At 63.1% G+C, this 18803-nt stretch carries 21 protein-coding genes; 10 read left to right on the forward strand and 11 right to left on the reverse strand.

The genetic code is table 11. The annotated features are described in order from the left end of the window. Positions 1 to 18: 18 nt before the first annotated feature. From BMY84_RS04430 to BMY84_RS04450, 5 genes are all read right to left on the reverse strand, one after another. Positions 19 to 1527, reverse strand: a complete 1509-nt coding sequence (locus BMY84_RS04430) for a S10 family peptidase (protein ID WP_093080961.1) — start codon at positions 1525 to 1527, stop codon at positions 19 to 21. Between the two features lie 97 nt (positions 1528 to 1624). After that, positions 1625 to 1939: a type II toxin-antitoxin system RelE/ParE family toxin gene (locus BMY84_RS04435; protein ID WP_093080963.1), complete on the reverse strand. Its 315-nt coding sequence runs from the start codon at positions 1937 to 1939 to the stop codon at positions 1625 to 1627. Positions 1940 to 1943: 4 nt separating this feature from the next. Next, complete coding sequence (locus BMY84_RS04440) at positions 1944 to 2201, reverse strand: ribbon-helix-helix domain-containing protein (protein ID WP_177203890.1); 258 nt, start codon at positions 2199 to 2201, stop codon at positions 1944 to 1946. A 116-nt stretch (positions 2202 to 2317) separates the two neighbouring features. Beyond that, positions 2318 to 3109 (reverse strand): 3-hydroxybutyrate dehydrogenase, encoded by a 792-nt coding sequence (locus BMY84_RS04445; RefSeq protein ID WP_093080966.1) that lies wholly within the window; start codon positions 3107 to 3109, stop codon positions 2318 to 2320. Beyond that, positions 3106 to 4299, reverse strand: coding sequence for a DUF3734 domain-containing protein (locus BMY84_RS04450; protein WP_093080969.1), 1194 nt, complete (start codon positions 4297 to 4299; stop codon positions 3106 to 3108). Before BMY84_RS04450 ends, BMY84_RS04445 begins: the two co-directional genes overlap by 4 nt. Before the next feature lie 143 nt (positions 4300 to 4442). On the opposite strand from BMY84_RS04450, the gene BMY84_RS04455 reads away from it, so the two are divergent. Next, complete coding sequence (locus BMY84_RS04455; RefSeq protein WP_093080971.1) at positions 4443 to 5324, forward strand: KPN_02809 family neutral zinc metallopeptidase; 882 nt, start codon at positions 4443 to 4445, stop codon at positions 5322 to 5324. Between the two features lie 24 nt (positions 5325 to 5348). On the opposite strand, the gene BMY84_RS04460 is transcribed toward BMY84_RS04455, so the two are convergent. Both BMY84_RS04460 and BMY84_RS04465 read right to left on the reverse strand, forming a co-directional pair. After that, positions 5349 to 5648, reverse strand: a complete 300-nt coding sequence (locus BMY84_RS04460) for a hypothetical protein (protein WP_143074978.1) — start codon at positions 5646 to 5648, stop codon at positions 5349 to 5351. A gap of 74 nt (positions 5649 to 5722) precedes the next feature. After that, entirely contained in the window at positions 5723 to 5908 is a 186-nt protein-coding gene (locus BMY84_RS04465) for a hypothetical protein (protein ID WP_371262394.1), read from the reverse strand. Positions 5909 to 6011: 103 nt separating this feature from the next. Between BMY84_RS04465 and BMY84_RS04470 the strand changes: the two genes are divergently transcribed. The 7 genes from BMY84_RS04470 to BMY84_RS04500 all read left to right on the forward strand — a co-directional run bounded on the left by BMY84_RS04470 (position 6012) and on the right by BMY84_RS04500 (position 12881). Beyond that, positions 6012 to 8696 (forward strand): bifunctional [glutamine synthetase] adenylyltransferase/[glutamine synthetase]-adenylyl-L-tyrosine phosphorylase, encoded by a 2685-nt coding sequence (locus tag BMY84_RS04470; RefSeq protein ID WP_093080979.1) that lies wholly within the window; start codon positions 6012 to 6014, stop codon positions 8694 to 8696. Between the two features lie 2 nt (positions 8697 to 8698). Next, positions 8699 to 9160 (forward strand): thioredoxin-dependent thiol peroxidase, encoded by a 462-nt coding sequence (gene bcp, locus BMY84_RS04475; RefSeq protein WP_093081752.1) that lies wholly within the window; start codon positions 8699 to 8701, stop codon positions 9158 to 9160. Next, positions 9157 to 9966, forward strand: coding sequence for a ferritin-like domain-containing protein (locus tag BMY84_RS04480; RefSeq protein ID WP_093080981.1), 810 nt, complete (start codon positions 9157 to 9159; stop codon positions 9964 to 9966). Before bcp ends, BMY84_RS04480 begins: the two co-directional genes overlap by 4 nt. 106 nt (positions 9967 to 10072) lie before the next feature. Beyond that, entirely contained in the window at positions 10073 to 10801 is a 729-nt protein-coding gene (locus BMY84_RS04485) for a M23 family metallopeptidase (protein ID WP_177203892.1), read from the forward strand. A gap of 78 nt (positions 10802 to 10879) precedes the next feature. Beyond that, positions 10880 to 11206, forward strand: coding sequence for an iron-sulfur cluster insertion protein ErpA (gene erpA, locus BMY84_RS04490; protein ID WP_093013334.1), 327 nt, complete (start codon positions 10880 to 10882; stop codon positions 11204 to 11206). 175 nt (positions 11207 to 11381) lie between these two features. After that, positions 11382 to 12158, forward strand: coding sequence for an exodeoxyribonuclease III (xth, locus tag BMY84_RS04495; RefSeq protein WP_093013330.1), 777 nt, complete (start codon positions 11382 to 11384; stop codon positions 12156 to 12158). Positions 12159 to 12317: 159 nt separating this feature from the next. Further along, on the forward strand, positions 12318 to 12881 hold the full coding sequence (locus tag BMY84_RS04500; protein ID WP_093080986.1) for a DUF2239 family protein: 564 nt from the start codon (positions 12318 to 12320) through the stop codon (positions 12879 to 12881). On the opposite strand, the gene BMY84_RS04505 is transcribed toward BMY84_RS04500, so the two are convergent. The 3 genes from BMY84_RS04505 to BMY84_RS04515 form a co-directional block, all read right to left on the reverse strand. Beyond that, positions 12878 to 13294, reverse strand: coding sequence for a hypothetical protein (locus BMY84_RS04505; RefSeq protein ID WP_143074979.1), 417 nt, complete (start codon positions 13292 to 13294; stop codon positions 12878 to 12880). The two genes, BMY84_RS04500 and BMY84_RS04505, sit on opposite strands and share 4 nt — an antisense overlap. 66 nt (positions 13295 to 13360) lie before the next feature. Further along, a complete protein-coding gene (locus BMY84_RS04510) occupies positions 13361 to 14329 on the reverse strand; it encodes a diacylglycerol/lipid kinase family protein (RefSeq protein WP_093080991.1) in 969 nt (322 codons plus the stop codon). A gap of 9 nt (positions 14330 to 14338) precedes the next feature. Beyond that, a complete protein-coding gene (locus tag BMY84_RS04515) occupies positions 14339 to 14833 on the reverse strand; it encodes a DUF2141 domain-containing protein (protein ID WP_093080994.1) in 495 nt (164 codons plus the stop codon). 126 nt (positions 14834 to 14959) lie between these two features. On the opposite strand from BMY84_RS04515, the gene lptF reads away from it, so the two are divergent. Together lptF and lptG are read left to right on the forward strand one after the other, a co-directional pair. Beyond that, positions 14960 to 16168 carry an LPS export ABC transporter permease LptF gene (gene lptF / locus BMY84_RS04520; protein WP_093080996.1) on the forward strand — a complete coding sequence of 403 codons (1209 nt, stop codon included), beginning with the start codon at positions 14960 to 14962 and terminating at the stop codon, positions 16166 to 16168. A 4-nt stretch (positions 16169 to 16172) separates the two neighbouring features. Further along, the gene (lptG, locus tag BMY84_RS04525) at positions 16173 to 17273 is read left to right on the forward strand and encodes an LPS export ABC transporter permease LptG (protein WP_093080999.1); all 1101 of its coding nucleotides are present in this window, start codon (positions 16173 to 16175) and stop codon (positions 17271 to 17273) included. 385 nt (positions 17274 to 17658) lie between these two features. On the opposite strand, the gene BMY84_RS04530 is transcribed toward lptG, so the two are convergent. Beyond that, entirely contained in the window at positions 17659 to 18726 is a 1068-nt protein-coding gene (locus BMY84_RS04530) for a fatty acid desaturase family protein (RefSeq protein ID WP_093081001.1), read from the reverse strand. Positions 18727 to 18803 lie beyond the last annotated feature (77 nt).

Here is an 18803-nt window from a genome sequence, read left to right on the forward strand (position 1 = left end):
GGCTTTTATCAACTATTATCAACGCGCCGAAATGAACGCCCTTATATCCGCACTCAACTTGTGCAGGTCGTCGGGGCGGACATACATCATGTGGCCGGCATCATAATAATGATATTGGATGCGCGACGCATCGAATCCGGTCCGACTCATCGCATATTCCGCGCCGAAGAAGGGCGTCGCGAAGTCATACCAGCCCTGGCCGACAAAGACCTTGAGGCCGCTATTCTCGCGCAGCGCCTTGCCCAGATAGGGGGCCACGCTGCCATAGACTTCGCTCGCCCGGCCGCTCTTGCCGTCCAGCTTCCAGTCCCATCCGCTGACCCCGCCGATCGTCACATAGCTACGGTCGGTCTTGTACTTGAGTTCATCGCGCACATAGCTGTTCATTGCGGCGGTATAGGCGCCGTCGATCGCGTAGAAGCTGGGATCATTGTCCGGCTCCTCGCCCGCCGCGTCATAATCCTTGCCGGTGTAGCGCGTGTCGAGTCGGCCGATGCTCACGCCCTTGTCGCGCAGCAATTCCTTGTAGAAGCGGCCGGGCGAAATGCGCAATTCGGCATGATCCACAAACGCTTCCGAAAGCCCCGTCAGTCGCGCCAGTTCGGCGCGCACGCTGGCCCGTTCTTCGGCGGGCAGGGCATTGCCCTTCAGCAGCGCGGCGGCATAGGGGCCGATGGCAAAGGCGCGGGCCTGCTGCGCGGCTTCCGCCACGGTCGCGGGCGGATTGCCCATCTTTTTGTGATACCAGGCGGTCGTCGCCATCGACGGCAGGTTGATGATATAGGGCATTTCATTGCCCTGCACTTCGGCCGTGGCACCGAAGTCGAGGATGGTCGAGATCAGGATGATCCCGTTCACCGCGACGTCATTATAGGTGCCTTCCAGTTCGTTGATCAGCGCCACCGAACGGGTCGTGCCATAGCTTTCGCCGCCAATATATTTGGGCGACGACCAGCGGCCATTCTCGTTCAGCCACAGGCGGATATAGTCCGATATCGATTTCGCGTCGGCCGACACGCCCCAATAATCCTTGGGGTCCTTCTTGCCGATGGCATGGGAAAAGCCGGTGCCGACCGGATCGATGAAGACCAGATCGGTGACGTCCAGCAGCGATTCCGCATTGTCCACGACCGGATAGGGCGGCGCGCCATCATCCTTTGCATCGGGCAGCACCACGCGCTTGGGGCCGAAGGCGCCCATATGCAGCCACAGTGATCCGGAACCGGGGCCGCCATTATAGAGGAAGGTGATGGGCCGCGTCTTGTCGCCGCCATCCTTGACATAGGAGGTGGCATAGATGGCCGCGAGCGGCTTGCCATCCTTGTCCTTGAGGTAGGTTTCGCCCGTAGTCGCGGTGTAACTGATCGCCTTGCCGCCGAACACGCCTTTATGATGGGTGACGGACACATTTGGAGCGGCGACGGGGCTTTCCGCCGCATCGTCCTTCCTCCTGCTATCCTCCTGCGCCTGTACGGCAGTGGCAGACAGGGCCAGCGCCATGGCGGCGAGGCTGGTGATCAAGCGCATGATATTCCCCTTATTTTACGACCGTCTGGCTAGCGGAGAGACGCGCCGACGGGAAGGGGGATTAGGCAGCGGGCCATGATCGAGTTTTCCGTATGGATCAGTTGGACGCATCCTGCCGGAAATGATCCATCTGGTGCATCCGCTCATGCAGGATCGTCACGATACCCACGGCGCCATCCGACAATAGCCGCCAATAAATATAATGGCGCTGATAGCGACAATAGAAGCCCTGAACGCCGAGTTCCGCCGGCACGGCCCGCCAGGCGACACGCCGCGCGGCAATATCTTCAAATCGCTGAAAGAGGCCACGAATATAAAGTTCTGCCTGGTCCTGACCCCATGTTTCCCGCGTATAGAGGTAGATGTCGTCGATCCGACGGCCGGCCATCTGCTGAACGCGATAGCCGGTCACAAGATCAGGTTCGTCCGTTGCGGGCGATGACGGCGTCCGCATCCAGCGACTGATAATCGCTCTCTGGCGCTGCGAAGGCTATAGCCAGTTCCGCCTTGAGCCGCCCCAGATGCTCGCTTTCGACCCGCGCCTTGTCGCGCCGGATCAGATCCCGGACATATTCGCTGACATTTTCATAGCTGCCGGATTCTCCGACATTGGCGGCGACGAAATCACCTAGCGTGCCACTGACACGGACATTCAATGTCATGGATTTGGACATGGAGATACCTTCCTGTCCACAAGATATGGAATATTGAGGACAAGCTCAAGGACTTGTCTTATGCCTTGGCCGAAGACCAGCGTCTCCGGCCAAGGCTGATAGAAAGATCCTGCGCTTTACTGCGCCGTCCAGCCCCCGTCGATGCTCAGATTCGCGCCCGTTACCTGCGCCGCCGCATCGCTGCACAGATAGAGCGCTGTTGCGGCCACCTGCTCCGCCGTCACGAACTGCTTGGTCGGCTGGCCGGCCAGCAGCACGTCGTTCATCACCTGCTCGCGCGTCATGCCGCGCGCCTTCATCGTGTCGGGAATCTGGTTTTCGACCAGCGGGGTCCAGACATAGCCGGGCGAAATGCAGTTGGCGGTGATGCCAAAGGTTGCAACTTCCAGTGCCACCGTCTTGGTGAAGCCGTTAAGGCCATGCTTGGCCGTCACATAGGCCGCCTTGAAGGGGGAGGCGACCAGCGAGTGGGCCGATGCGGTCTGAATGATCCGCCCCCACTTTTTTTCCTTCATATAGGGGATGGCAAGGCGGGTGGTGTGGAACGCCGCGTTCAGATTCAGCGCGATGATCAGATCCCATTTGTCGAGCGGAAATTCCTCGACCGGGGCGACATGCTGCATGCCGGCATTGTTGATCAATATGTCGACGCCGCCAAAGGTTTCGGCCGCCTCTTTCATCATCGCCTCGATCTGGTCGACCTTGGTCAGATCATGGCCCGAATAGAGCGCCTTGCCGCCGCTCAGCGCTTCCAGCCCCAGTCGTTCCTTCTCGATCGCATCCTTGTCGCCAAAGCCGTTTATCACGACATTGGCGCCTTCACCCGCCAGCGCCTTGGCATAGGCAAGCCCGATGCCCGATGTCGATCCGGTGATCAGGGCGGTCTTGCCTTGTAGCGACTTGCTCATGCCTTCTTCTCCTTGAGATGATTGGGTGCGTCGAGGTCGAAGGTCGCGCTCTTGCCATCGAGGATGTTGCGGGCAATCAGGTCGCCCTTGTGCATCACTTCCTCCACCGCGTCGCGGCCCTGGCTCCAATGGTCGAGCATGGTCGACCGGGAGAATTCGAAATCCTTCGCGCCGCTTTCCCAGTTGCGCGAGCGATAGATCAGATGGACGATATTCACCGATCCGCCATCAAGCATCTCGCGCAGTTTCTGCGCTTCGGCGCTGTCCTGTAATTCGGGCGGCAGCTTGTCGAGCAGGCACTGGATCGCACCATGTTCGCGGCGCAGGCGCAGATACTGATCCGTCACCTGCCGGGTGCGGCTGCTATATTGAATATCCTTCATCCGCGAATAGACGTCGGTCATCTGGCGGGGCATCGGCCCTTCGGCCGGGAACAGATCGACCTGAAACACCAGCATGTCTTCGGTCTGGTGATTGAGCACATGGGCCAGCGGCGTGTTGGACACGATGCCGCCATCCCAATACCAGCGCCCGTCAATCTCGATCGGCGGCAGGCCGGGGGGCAGGGCGCCCGACGCCATGATGTGGCGCGCGTCTATGCGGGTGTTGCCGCCGGGGCCGCGCGTGTCCCAATAGGCGAAATTGCCGGTTTCCACATCGACCGCGCCGACCGACAGGCGGACCGGTCCGTCGTTCAGCAGATCCCAGTCGACACAGGCGTCCAGCGTATCCTTGAGCGGGGCGGTGTCGTAGAAGCTGATCGCCCCGGCGCTGCCTTCGGGCATCAGGGTCGCGGGCCACAGGCGCGGGCGGAACATGCCCGGCACGCCAAAGGCGGCGACCGTGGCGGCCGCGCCCAGATGCGCGGCTTCACGGATATGGTCGATTTCCGGCAGGATCATGTTGGGCATGCCGCCCGACAGCGTGTACCAGAATTTCTTCAGGCGACTGAGCCGCCGATGGGGCGGATTGCCCGCGATGATCGCGGCATTGGCGGCACCGATCGAAATGCCCGCGACCCAGGTGACGTCGACCCCCAGTTCGTCCAGCCGCTCATAGACGCCCGACTGGAAGGAGCCGAGCGCGCCGCCACCCTGAAGCAACAGCGCGATTTCACGGGGAAGGGAGAGCGGCGTCCGCGCACGGCGCGGGCGGCGGGCCTCTGCTTGCTGGGGTTCGATATCTGCCATGTCGCAGTGCAATATAGGCATTGGCGGCGGCATTCCAACTTAATGTCTCGTAACAATTCAGGCCTCTGCCGCAACCTTGTCTTGCGCAGGCGGTTTTCCGCGCGCCGGGAATGGCGTAGGCAGGGGAGGAAAGGGAGGACGCGATGCGGCTCGACGACGAACAGGAAAGCAGCCATTTCGAAGTGCAGGAGGGCCGCGGCGGCGGAATGGGCGGCGGTGGGCTGGGTGGCGGCCTTGGCATGCTTCTGCCCCTGATCGGCAGCCGGTTCGGCTGCGGCGGCATTGCCGTCGTGCTGATCATCATGGTGGTGATGGGCATGAACCCGCTCAGCCTGATCGGCGGCGGCGGGCAGCAGTCGAGCGTGCAGACAGAGCGCCCCGCGACCAAGGAACTGACCGATGTGCAGCGCACGTCGCTCAAGGTGCTGGGATCGACCGAACGGCGCTGGGCCGACATCTTCAAGGCGGAAGGGCAGCAATATCCGCCCCCGACGCTGGTCTTCTACAGCCAGAATGGCCAGTCGGGCTGCGGCGCGGCGCAATCGGCGATGGGGCCATTCTATTGCCCCGCCGATCAGCGCATCTATCTCGACACCGACTTTTTCAACGAGATGGAAACCCGCTTCAACGCGCCGGGCGATTTCCCGATCGGCTATATCATCGCGCATGAAGTCGGCCACCATATCCAGACCATCACCGGCGAGGCGGACAAGATCCGCAAGGCGCAGCAGCGCGCGAGCGAGGCGGAAGGCAATGCGCTTCAGGTAAAGATGGAGCTACAGGCCGATTGCTATGCCGGCGTCTGGGCGGCCCGCGACACCAATCTGATGGAAGAAGGCGATCTGGAAGAAGGCATGCGCGCGGCCGAAGCGATCGGCGACGACACATTGCAGAAAGCCGCCGGGCGCCGCCCCGTGCCGGAGAGCTTCACCCACGGCACCAGCGCGCAGCGGATGGAATGGCTGCGCAAGGGACTGTCGACCGGCGATCCCGCGCAGTGCGACACGTTCAAGGGATCGATCTGACGCCGACTCAGGCGACGGCCTATCCTATTGGCCGTCGATCTGAACTGTCAGTGCATCGTTGGAGCCGCCACCCGACATGTCGGCGATCGGCTTTCCGGCATCGGGCATCGGCGCACCGGCCGGAACATCGAGTGCAGGCGCCGGCGCAGGCGCGGGCTGTTCTGGTGCGCTATAGGAGGGGATGGCCGCTGTAGCGGGCGCCGCTAGCTGCGCACTGGCCGCCGTTGCAGCGGGCTGTGCAGGCTTTGGCTTGATCGACTGCACTCCCATCACGATGATCGGCGCGGCGAGCAATATGGCGATGGCAAAGTTGCGATACATCATGGCGGGCGACTGCTTTTATCGAAATGGGATGGCGCAGCAGCCTATAGCCAAGGAGTAAAGAAAGCCCTTATCCCTTAGCGCCGGTCCAGTTTCGCCAGCAGCGCGGCCATATCGTCAGGCAGCGCCTCACGTCCCGGCGTGAAGGTGGATCGCAGCGCATTGCCGACCCCTTCATAGGGCGTAGGCAGCGCGACGGTGACCATGCGACCTTTGCCGCCGTCCCCTCCGCTGGCACCCTGGCCAAATATTTTGCGCTGCATTTCCATGACCCAAGAACGGTCATGCGCCGTAAAAGTTTCTGGCATTCGTCGCAGGCCCGCGCGATATCGCCGCGGCACCGGGAAAGGGCCAAGGAGAGAAAATGTGACGGACTGGTCGGAAACCCAAGCACGAATCCGGGCGCATTCGCCCTTTCTGGCCCGGGCGCTGGACCGTTACCCGGCCGTGGTGGAACGACTGGCCGCAGCCGATTTCGATGGCGCGCTGGCAGTGGCGCATGCAGCGGGCACGCCGGATGATGGGGTTGCCCGGTCGCTTCGGCGTCGGCGCGGGGCGATCGCCCTAGCCGTCGCGGCCGCTGATCTGGCCGGCGCCTGGGATATGGACCGGGTGACGCGCACCCTGTCCGACTTTGCCGATCAGGCGCTGGAGGAAGCGCTCGCCGCCGCGATGCAGGAGCGCTACCCCGATGCCGAGCATAAGGGCTTCGTCGTCCTCGCGCTGGGCAAGCATGGCAGTCGCGAACTGAACTATTCGTCCGATATCGACCCGATCCTGCTCTATGATCCCACGATCCTGCCGCATCATGAGCGGGAGGATGTCGCCGACGCCGCCGTCCGTATCGGCCGCCGGATGAGCGAACTCCTGACCCAGCGCGATGGCGATGGCTATGTCTTCCGCGTCGACCTGCGCCTGCGCCCGTCTCCTGAAGCCACACCGATCGCCCTGCCGGTGGAGGCGGCGATCGGCTATTATGAATCGACCGCCATGGGTTGGGAACAGGCGGCCTTCATCCGCGCCCGCCCGGCGGCCGGCGATATCGCGCTGGGCGACTATTTTATGCGCCAGATCCGCCCCTTCGTCTGGCGGCGAAGCCTCGACTTCGGCGCAATCGACGCGATCGTCGACATATCCCGCCGTATCCGCGACCATTATGCGCAGGGGCAGGCGTTCGGTCCCGGCTATGACCTCAAGCGGGGGCGCGGTGGCATCCGCGAGGTCGAATTTTTCGCGCAGGTCCACCAGCTCATCCATGGCGGCCGCGATCCCTCGCTGCGGTCGGGCAACACGCGCGAAGCGCTGCGCGCGCTGGCGGCGGCGAACGTCATCGAAGCCGACGTGGCCGCCCGACTGGACGAAGCCTATATCCTCTTCCGCACCATCGAGCATCGGCTCCAGATGGTCGAGGATCGCCAGACCCACGAACTGCCCAAATTGTCCGACAGTCTGGACAATGTCGCCCGGCTCCACGGTTTGCCCGACAGCGCTGCCCTGCTGGACCTTCTGCGGCCGCATGTCGACTGGGTCGGCCGCAATTATGACCGCCTCAGTCCGGAGAAAGAGGACGCCTCGCTGTCCCATGATGAGGATCGGCTGAAGCAGCAACTGATCGATCTTGGCTTCGTCGATCCCGACACGCCGATCGCGCGCATCGCCCGCTGGCGCGGCGGCACGATCCGCGCGCTGCGCAGCGCGCCCTCGCGCGAGGCGCTGGAGGCGCTGCTCCCCGGCCTGATGCGCACGCTGGCCAAGGCGCCCGATCCCTCGCGCGCGCTCAATCGCCTGGACGACATGATCGGTCGCCTGCCCAGCGCGATCAATTTCTTCAAGCTGCTCGCCGCCCGCCCGGCGCTGGTCGAGCTGCTGGCCGAACTGCTCAGCCACGCCCCCACGCTCGCCGACCAGCTCAGCCGCCGCGCCGAATTGCTCGACGGGCTGATCGACGCCACCGCCTTCGATCCGCCGCCCTCGGTCGAGACACTGGCGAAGCAATTCGGCGCGCTGGAGCCGGGCGAAGATTATCAGACGCTGCTCGACCGGGTGCGCCAGCGCGTGGGTGACCGCCGTTTCGCCATCGGCGCACAGATTATTCGCGGCGGTGATCCGCTGGAGGCGGGCAGAGGCTATGGCCGCGTCGCGCAGGCCGCGATCGAGGCGCTGGCCAGCGCCACCGTCGCCGAATTCGAAGCGGCCCATGGCAAGGTGCCGGGCGGCGAGATGATCATATTGGCGCTCGGCCGCATGGGCGGCGGTGTGCTGACCCATGCCTCCGACCTCGATCTCGTCTATCTCTTCACCGGCGACTTTTCGACCGAATCCGATGGCGCAAAGCCGCTGGGCGCCACGCAATATTTCAATCGCCTGGGCCAGCGCATCACCAACGCCCTGTCGGTCCACACCGCGTCCGGCCCGCTCTATGAAGTCGACACCCGCCTGCGTCCTTCCGGCGCGCAGGGGCTGCTGGCGGTCAGCCTCGACAGTTTCGCCAAATATCAGCGCGAGGAAGCCTGGACCTGGGAGCATCTGGCGCTCACCCGCGCCCGACCGGTCTTCGGCTCGCCACAGGCGCGCGCCGCGATCGACGCGGTGCTGACCGAAACGCTCCAGCGCCCCCGCGACTTCGATGCACTGGCGCGGCAGGCGGTCAAGATGCGCGGCGACATCGTCAAACATAAGCCCCCGGCCAGCGACCTCGACGTCAAGCTGGTGCCCGGTGGCCTCGTCGACCTCGAATTTCTGATCCACATCACCCAGTTCCGCCACGGCATGGCGTTCGATCCTGATCTGGGCAACGCGCTGGGCGAACTGGTCGCCGCCGGCCATCTGCCTGCTGACCTGATCGCCGCGCATGACCTCATCACCCGCTATCTCGTCGTCTCGCGCCTCGTCTCGCCCAAATCCACCGAACCGCCCGAAGCGACAAGGCCGCTGGTCGCCCGCGCCTGCGGGGCGGAAGATTGGGATGGATTGCTTGCCAGCTATGCGCAGGCGCGGATATGCGTCGGCCAGGCCTGGGCCGCGCTCGCCGCGCCCTATCAGGAGGAATGATGATGCTGGAACAAGGGGGCGTGCTGCCCGCCGTCTCGCTCAAGGATGCCGATGGCGTCGACTTCACGCTGGAAAGCTATCGCGGCAAGCCGCTGGTCGTCTATTTCTATCCCAAGGCGGACACGCCCGGCTGCACCAATGAGGCGAAGGATTTCACCGCGCTGGCCGACGAATATGCCGCCGCCGGGGTGCCGGTGATCGGCATTTCGAAGGACAAGCCGGCCAAGCTCAAGAAATTCGCCGAAAAATATGGCCTGACCGTCATCCTCGCGTCGGACGAGCCGGGCGATGCCTGCGAAGGCTTCGGCACATGGGTCGAAAAGTCGCTCTATGGCCGCAAATATATGGGGATCGAACGTGCGACCTTTCTGGCCGGCGCGGACGGCACGATCCTGCGCGTCTGGCCCAAGGTAAAGGTGAAGGGGCATGCCGCCGAAGTGCTGGAGGCGGTGCAGGCGCTTTGACCCTTCCGGTTTCGATCGACGGCGTGGGCGCCGCCTGCGCCCATGTGATGCTGACGCCCGATCCTTATGCCAAGCTGATGGGGGCACGGGCCGTGGCGCGCGCCTGGCGTCTGGGGCATCTCGCCCATCGCTTCGATGCGATCATGCCCGATCGGCCCGCACGCCCCGCCACGCCAGAACTGCTGCCGCCCGGCCAGATGCCCCGCCGCGGCAAGATCGGCTCCGAACGCGCACGCATCGCCATGCTCCACGCGCTGGCCCATATCGAATTTGTCGCCATCGATCTGGCCTTCGACCTGATCGGTCGCTTCGGTGGCGAATTTCCGCGCGACTTCACCAACCAGTGGATGCAGGTCGGCGCGGAAGAGGCGATGCATTTCGCCCTGCTCGACCGGCGGCTGCGGCAGATGGGCAGTCATTATGGCGCGCTGCCCGCGCATGACGGGCTGTGGCAGGCGGCAGAGGAGACGGCCGGCGATGCGCTCGCCCGCCTCGCCATCGTCCCCATGGTGCTGGAGGCCCGCGCGCTCGACATCACCCCCGCCACCATCGAACGCTTCGAAAGCGTGGGCGACAGGACCACGGCAAAGATGCTGCAACGCATAATGCATGACGAGATTCGTCACGTGTCAGCGGGGACGACATGGTTTAGCTGGGCGACGAACCGATTGGGCGTCGAATCCGCTAACCACTATCAAATGCTGGTGAAACGCCATTTTCGCGGCAGCGTTAAGCCGCCGTTCAACGACTCAGCGCGTCGACAGGCCGGTTTGACGGAAGATTTCTACGCCGCGCTTGCAACATGACCGGCAATTTGCAGTCTGCACTCAGCGGGGGCGATCCAGGTCGCCATATACATAACACGGGAAGCACCGAGCGACATAAGTCTCCGGTGACATAGTCGGGGTCTGCATGTCGGTACTTCATACGGTTAATGCTCGTCGGTCGCATTTGTTCCAAACGGGCATCAAGGTTAAAATGGCGTTAGCCAGCATGGCCATGGTCGGCGCGCTCTGTGCAGCGGCACCCGCCAGCGCCACCGAAACCGACGATCCCTATGGCGATGCGTCGGAAATCAACACCAGCCCGCTTGGCCCCTCCGACGTCGGCTTCTCCAATCTCTTCTCCAGCCTTCAGCGGCTGGACGGCAATGCCAAGACCGCAGCCTATATCCCGTCGGGCCGCCCGGTCGAAAAGCTCTCGCTGACCTCGAACTTCGGCGTTCGCTCCGATCCGTTCAACCGCTCCGCCCGCATGCACAAGGGCATCGACATTCCCGGCCCGATCGGCACCCCGATCCACGCCACGGCAGACGGCATCATCAGCCGCGCCGGCTGGGCCAGCGGCTATGGCAATCTCGTCCAGATTTCGCACGGCAGCGGCATGGAAACGCGCTACGGCCATATGTCGAAGCTGCTGGTCGCCGAAAACTCCTATGTGAAGCGCGGCCAGATCATCGGTCTGATGGGTTCGACCGGCCGTTCCACCGGCAGCCACCTCCATTATGAAGTCCGCGTCGATGGCGCCGCCATCAACCCGCTGCCCTTCGTCGCCGGCCCCGACTATCTGGTCGCGATGAACAGCAAGCCGCCGCTCGCCATGGGCGGCCCGACCAAGGCGCAGGAAAAGGCGGTCGACTGATCGCTTTTTGACCGAATTTGCAAAAGGCCCGGCGCCCCATGGGTTGCCGGGCCTTTTGCTTGATCCTATCTAGGCTCCATGTCCGACATTGATCTCACCCCGTCCGCAGCCGCTCGCGTGGCCGCCATCGCCGCCAAGCAGGGCAAGCCGGCGATTCTCCGCCTGTCGGTGGAGGGGGGCGGCTGTTCCGGCTTCCAATATCGCTTTGGCCTCGCCGAAGCGATCGAGGCGGAGGATCTGACGGTCGAGCGCGACGGCGTGACGCTGGTGGTGGACGATGTGAGCATCGATCTGGTCCGCGGCTCCGCCGTCGATTTCGTGTCGGATCTGGGTGGACAGGCGTTCAAGGTCACGAATCCCAACGCCACCGCCGGCTGCGGCTGCGGCACCAGCTTCTCGGTATAGCACCGCGAAATTGAGGTTTTCCGTTCGTCCTGAGTAGCCCCTTCGACTGCCTGCTAAGGCAGGCGCTCAGGACACGCATTGAGCTTGTCGAAATGGCGTATCGAAGGATAGAGGTGCTTCGATACGGGTCTTCGACTTCGCTCAGCCCCTACTCAGCACGAACGGAAACTGACCCATGCGCATCGCCACCTTCAACATCAACGGCATCAAGGCGCGCCTGCCGCGCCTGCTGGAATGGCTGGACGAAACGCGCCCGGACATCGCCTGCCTTCAGGAAATCAAGACCAGCGACGAAACCTTCCCGGTCAAGGATATCGAAGCCGCCGGCTATGGCGTGATCTGGCATGGGCAAAAGGGGTTCAATGGCGTCGCCATCCTCGCGCGCGGCGAAACCCCGGTCGAGGTGCGCCGGGGTCTGGAAGGCGAGCCGGAGGACGAACATAGCCGCTATCTGGAGGCTGATGTGAAGGGCGTGCGCGTCGCCAGCATCTACCTGCCCAACGGCAATCCGCAGCCCGGCCCCAAATTCGACTATAAACTCCGCTGGATGAAGCGCCTTCGGACACGCGCCGCCGAAATCTGGGCAGAGGAAGTGCCCGCGATCCTGGCTGGCGACTATAATGTCATCCCGCGCGACGTGGACACATTCTCGGTCAAGGCGATGCAGGACGACGCGCTGATGCAGCCGGAAAGCCGCGCCGCCTATCGCCGCCTGCTGGCCGACGGCTGGACCGACTCGATCCTCAGCCGCCACCCCAATGGCGGTGTCTGGACTTTCTGGGACTATCAGGCGAACAGCTGGCCGCGCGACGCAGGCTTCCGCATCGATCATCTCCTCCTCAGCCCCGCCGCCGCCGATCGCCTGATCGATGCCCAGGTCGACAAAGAATTTCGCGGCCGGGAAAAGGCCAGCGACCACGCCCCGACCTGGGTGGAATTGCGCGACCTCTAAACGATACGTCATTGCGAGCGCAGCGAAGCAATCCAATGGTCCGCCCTGGATTGCTTCGCTGCGCTCGCAATGACAGGAATAGGATGATTGATTATTACCCGGATCATATTGACTCAATAAAATCCGGGTAATAATAACCCATGCCGAAGGAGACTCGGCATGGAACGAACATTGACGGCTTTCGCAGGCGACCTGTGGATCGCCACGGGCGACGAAGGCGAAGTGCGCGAAGCGCTGCGCGCCATGGGGGATGAAGCCCAGAATATCCTGCTGTTCGACGATGCAACCGGCCGTCAGGTGGACATCGACCTGCGCGGCCCCGCTATCGAGGAAGCGCGGGGCAGGGGGCGTCCGAAACTCGGCGTCCAACCACGCGAAGTGACGCTGTTGCCCCGCCACTGGGACTGGCTCGCCACGCAGCCCGGCGGCGCCTCCGCCACGCTCCGCCGCTTGGTCGAGGACGCGCGAAAGGCCAGCGCCACTACGCCCAGCCCCCGCGCGGCGATGGACGCCGCCTATCATTTCATGACCGCCATGGCAGGCGACCGCCCCAACTATGAAGCGGCGATCCGTGCCCTCTTCGCAAAGGACGGGGAACTGTTCACCTCCCTGTCGCAAGACTGGCCCTCCGGCATCCGCGACCACGCAAGGGCACTGGCGGCACCGGCGTTTGGGGGGGTAGGTTTTGCTCACATTAAAGGAGAGGCGATTGGCCGCAGTTAGCTTTCCAGGCGTTGGCAGTTCATAGAGCTCTGGCTGTGGCCCCTGCGCTTCTTTGGCGGTTGATGGATAACGTGCCACATATCCGCACTCTTTTCGAAAGAAGCCACACATCGCAAATGCTCTGGCGAATCCTCCCCAAAAACGGTGACTTGCCCTCCATCACGCGCCAGCGTGAAGGAACATTGCAGCACGGCCTTTTGCTGTCCGCATTGTAGCTGTTCGATATGAAGCGTTAACGGCTTTTCATTTCCCGCGTTTGCCCATAGCGCTGCGAGCCGATCACCATTCCCGATCATCGCATTGGCTTGCAAATCGTTCCAGATTGCAGCGTTCACCTGTCCGTCAAGTGGCGCTACAGGGGCCATGAACGCGGCCGTTGCGGCAAGCAGACTGCTTGGGAACATGCTGGCCAAACTATGCCTCTCAGTGGCAGCTTTCTATAGCAATTCGGCGCTATCCCGAATTGGACGGACCCCGCCCTAAGCCGCCAGTCTCAGAAACGGCACCGGCTCGGTCGATCGCAGCACGATCGGCTTGCCTTCCGACGCTTCGAACAATTCGCCGTCCAGGATCACGCTGCTGCGGTCGCCCTCGATGCGGATGACGTCGCCCTGCTCCAGATGGATGCCCTGCATCTTGTGCTTGCCCACCCGCTTGAACAGGCTGGCCCAGATCAGGCGGAACAAAGCGGGCAGGCTCTGGTCCACCGCCATCAGTTTCATATTGCCGCGACGGCTGTCGCCGGGGTCCACACCCAGCAGCAGTCGCTCCAGCGTCGTCACGATCAGCACCGCAAAGCGCCCCACCAACTGGCCTTCGCGGATCAGCGATATGCTGACCGGGCGGCTCGACGGCGGCAGGAATTTAGCGCGGATGCCAAACAGCAGCGAGAATATCACCGCGAGCGCAGTGATGACATGGCTCAGCCCATTGGACAGGCCCAGCGGATAAATCTGGTTGCGGCAATAGAGCATGTAATCAGCCAGCCCCGCGCCGCCCAGAAACATGCCCAGCACCGGCCGGCTGCCGACCGCACCATCCGACAGGGCGATCAGTTCGCGCGCCACCACATGGTCGGCAACGCCCGCCTTGGCGATTTCGACGATCCGTTCCAGCGCCTTGATCGGGTCGCCATGAATGCCGAGGTCGAGGGCGATCAGGTTGGTCTTGCCATTGGGCAGCACCGCGATCGGTGGGACGCGACCCTTGAAATGCTCGCCCTGATAGAGTTCGGTCAGCGACGCCTGCACCGTGCCGTCACCGCCATTGATGACGATGACGGCCGGATTGACGCGGGCGATGGTCTGGAATGCGCGGCCAATCTGGTCGACCTGCTCCACTTCATAGTGGAAGATGTCCGGATTGCTGGCGCAATAGCTGCGCACGCGCGGAAGTGTCTGCCGGTTGCCCGTGGACTTGGGGTTGGACAGGAGCGCGACGCAGACCATCTTTTCGGATCACATATATTTGAGGTTGATCGTGATTTTCGTCACGCCGGGGCCAGCATGGAACGCCGCCTTCTCCACGCCGGGCTTGCCCAGGTTGAAGATGCTGATCGACGGATTGTTGGAAAATCCGCCGCCGTCGCGGGAAATGTCGGTCTTGCCATTGCCGTCGCGGTCATGCCGCACGGCGATGCCATATTCGCCAGCCTGCGGCACCGGCAGGCAAAAACGCATCGCGCCGCCCGCCGGACGGACCGTCGTTTCGATTCGATTGAGCCATTCGCCCTTGGTCAGCCAGGCGGATTTCGTGGCGGGATAGGACTGGATACGGACCTTGCCGGTCGCCGCCACGAAGCCGCGCACATCGACCAGCACCGCCGGTCCCCGTGCACTCGCGCCGCAGCGTTCGAGATCATTGGCAATTTCCTGCCCGTGGGCCATCGCCGGGACAGAAGCGACCAGCGCTACTACCGACATCAGACCCAGTGCAACTTTCAACATGACCATCAGACTCCTGGAAGCTATAGCCACCGGCATGACCCGGTTGGCGAGCCCCTGTTCGCCCCGCTTACCTGACTCGCATATGGGATGGGTTTGCGGCCAAATCATGGTGATGGGACGACGACTTAGAGAATGCTGACCGCCACCGACCGTTATCTCGCCCGCCTGATCGCCGTGCCCATGATTGGTACGCTGGTGATCGCCGCGATGCTGTTCATGCTCGACAAGATGTTGAGCCTGTTCGATTTTGTCGCGGCGCAGGGCGGCCCCGTCAGCGTGGTGTGGCGCATGCTCGCCAATATGCTGCCCGAATATATGTCGCTGGCCATCCCGATCGGGCTGATGCTGGGCATATTGCTCGCCTTCCGCAAGCTGGCGACGACGTCGGAACTGGACGTGATGCGCGCGGTGGGCCTGTCCTATGGCCGGCTGCTGCGCGTGCCCTATATGTATGCGATCGCGCTGGCGCTCATCAATTTCGGCATCGTCGGCTTCGTCCAGCCCTTGTCCCGCCACGCCTATGAGGCGCTGCGCTTCGAATTGCGGTCGGGCGCGCTGGGCGCATCGATCAAGGTCGGCGAGTTCACCACCATGGGTAAGCGCATGACCATGCGCATCGAACGCAGCCGGGACGAAGGCCGCAATCTTCAGGGCATTTTCGTCCGCGCCAACAGCAGCAACGGCCAGTCGGTCGCGGTGACGGCGGCGCAGGGCACCTTCCTGGCGACGGACGATCCCGACACCATCATCTTCCGCCTGCGCGACGGCGTGCTGGTGAATGACGGCCCCAAATACAAGACGCCGCGCATCCTGTCCTTCTCCAGCCATGACCTGCCGATCGACCTGCCCCAGATCGAAAATTTCCGGGGTCGCGACGTCGACCGGGAAAAGACGATTCCCGAACTGGTGGTCATGGGCCGCAGCGCCGAAACGCCGCAGAAGCTGAAGGATGAAGTGCGCGCCAATTTCCATTATCGCATGGTGGAGGTGGTCTTCATGCTGTTGCTGCCACTGGCGGCGCTGGCCTTTGCCGTTCCGCCCAAGCGATCCACATCGGCGCTGGGCGTCTTCCTGTCGATCATCTTCATCGTGACCTATCACAAGATCAACCAATATGGCGAAAGCGTTGGCGCGCTGGGCAAGATCGACCCGATCTTCGCGCTATGGGGGCCGTTCCTGGTCGCCTCCGCACTGGTATTGTGGATGTATCATGTGATTGCGCACCGCCCCGGCGGCCAGCCGATCGGCGCGCTGGAATATGCCTTTGGCAAGCTCGGCAAGCAGGTCGTCCGCCTGCTCAGCCTGCGTCGGCGACGCGCGCCCGCGGAAGGAGCGGCCTGACCCCATGAATCTCGACTTCTTCCCCTCGCGCCAGATCAGCTTCTACATGATGAAGCTGTTCTTCACTCGGACCTTCGCCGTGCTGGCGATGCTGGTGGCGATCCTGCTGACGCTCGACCTGCTGGGCGAATCGGGCGACATATTGGCCTATGCGGGCAATGGCGACGCGCAACTGTGGCATTATGCCGGCCTGCGCGCGCCGCAGATTGCTGCCACATTCCTGCCATTCTCGGTTCTGCTCGGCACGCTGATCATGCTGGCGACGCTGAACCAGAATAGCGAAATCATCTCGATGAAGGCGGCGGGCCTGTCCGCGCATCAGATATTGGCGCCGCTCGTCGTCGCCGCGCTCGGCATTTCCGCGCTCAGCTTCGTCTTCAACGAACGGATCGTGGTGCGCTCCACCGCCGCGCTCAGCGCCTGGCAGGCGGTGGATTATGGCCCGGTGCCGGCCGAGAGCGGTGTGAAGGCCAATCCCTGGGTGCGGGACGGCAATAATCTGGTCAATGTCGCGATCGTCGCGGGGCGCGGAACCGCCGTGCAACTGCGCAAGGTCGAGATTTACAACCGCATCAACAACAGCCTGATCACCATCGTCCAGGCGCCCAAGGGTCATTATGACGCCGCGACCAAAAGCTGGTTGCTGGAAAATGCCCGCCAGTTTGATGTCGCGCGCGGGACGATGCGTGATGTCGGCACGGTGCGATTCGGCCGCGATATCCGCCCCGACCAGTTCACCCTGGCAAAGGTCGATGCCGACGCGCTGACCTTCAGCGAATTGCAGTCCGCGATCAACGACCTGCGCGATGCCGGACGTCCGACGGCGGAACTGGAAGGCAGCCTGTGGCACAAGATTTCCGGGCCGCTCTCCGCGCTATTGATGCCGATCCTGGGATCGGTCGCGGCCTTCGGTCTGGCGCGTTCGGGCCAGCTTTTCATCCGCGCGGTGATGGGCATGGCGCTGGGCTTCGCCTATTTCGTGGCGGATAATTTCTCGCTCGCGATGGGCAGCCTGGGCGCCTATCCGCCGATCCTGGCTGCCTGGGCGCCCTTCTTCCTGTTCCTGCTGGTCGGGGAAACCGTGCTGTTCCGAACGGAAGAGTAGGGCAAATTAAAGGCCCCGGCGACCAAGGGACGTCGCGCGGGGCCTTCGTAGGGGCGTTCCGATCCTCGTCAGGGGGAGGGGAAAGGGACCGGAACAGCCACCATATGGGCGGCGGAAATCCCGTTTCAACCCGCAACTGGAAAAATTATGCGATTGCGTGCAGTCGGCTGATTCAGTTCGCACTCGTGTTCCCCCTCCCGCAAGCGGGAGGGGGCCAGGGGGTGGGCTTGCGCGAGGTTGCGTTGACCCGCGCCGCTTCCATTGGAGCATCGAGCCTTAAATAGTACCCGTTCGGGCTGAGCCTGTCGAAGCCTTGCTCTTTTGTTCAAGAAGTACAGCCCTTCGACAGGCTCAGGGCGAACGGATAGATATTGCGCGCGATGCTTTAACGCACCCCCATCGTGCTCCGCGCGATCTTCCCCACCAGCGGCATCATCCCGCGATAATTGCCCTTGTGATAGGGCGAGTCCGCCGCCAGCGTCGCCATCAGCCGGGCATGGGCCTTGCCCAGCGCATGATAGGGGACGCTGGGCAGAAGGTGGTGCAGCGCATGGTAACGCAGCCCCACCGGCGCCCACAAAGCAGGCAGATATCCGGGCGGCGGCACATTGACCGAGTCCAGATATTGCGCCGTTACGGTCATCGCCTCGCCCTCATTCTCCCACAGATGGGCGACCAGCGTGCGCAACTGGTTGATGACGGTCATGGCCGAATGGATTGCCATATAAACGAGCAAAGGCTTCCAGCTGAAAGCGAAGACGCTGCCCACCAGCGCCAGCGCGAACAGGCTAGAGCCTGCTTCCTGCCAATGCCACATGCGCGCGAAGTCGCCTTCGGGGGTGCGACGGCGATAGGCCGGATTGATCGACAGCGCCGACAATTCCGCGACGACCTTGCGCCGCAGCGGCGGGATCAGCAGCGACAGCGGCGTCAGCACGCCAAAGCGCAGGATCAGCCCCACCGGCGCCAGCGATGCGACGAGGATGAACAGCGGCAACGACCAGGGCTTCATCAGCGCCAGCGGCAGATATTCCGGGTCTTCCGCTGTGCCATAGCGCGTGCGGGCATGATGCTGGGTATGCACGCCTTCATAGAGGAAGGACGGGATCATCAGCGGAATGCCGACCAGCAGATTCCAGCCAAAGCGGAAGCCGGGCAGGGCGCCCTTGCGGATATGGGTCAGCTCATGAATGAAGCTCGCCGCGCGATACAGCGCCAGCATCGCCACGAAGGCGCAGCCGATCGCCACGGCCACATCGTTCACCAGCATCGCACCGGCCATCGCGCCCCAGCCGATCAGGGCGGATGCCAGCATGTCGGGCCAGTAGATGTGCGGATTGGCCACCGCATATTCGCGCGACATCTCGGCCGCGGCACGCAGCATGGCGTTGTCGTCAGGGATCGCCGCCCGCGCCTTTTGCGCGGCGGCAAGAATGGGATCATGCACTGTCATGCGGCCGGTCCTAGCTTCCAAATGCGCTGATATCATGGCAGCACCATGACATATTCACTTGTGTACCCGCCTGTTTC

The organism is Sphingobium sp. AP50, assembly GCF_900109095.1.
GTDB lineage: Bacteria > Pseudomonadota > Alphaproteobacteria > Sphingomonadales > Sphingomonadaceae > Sphingobium.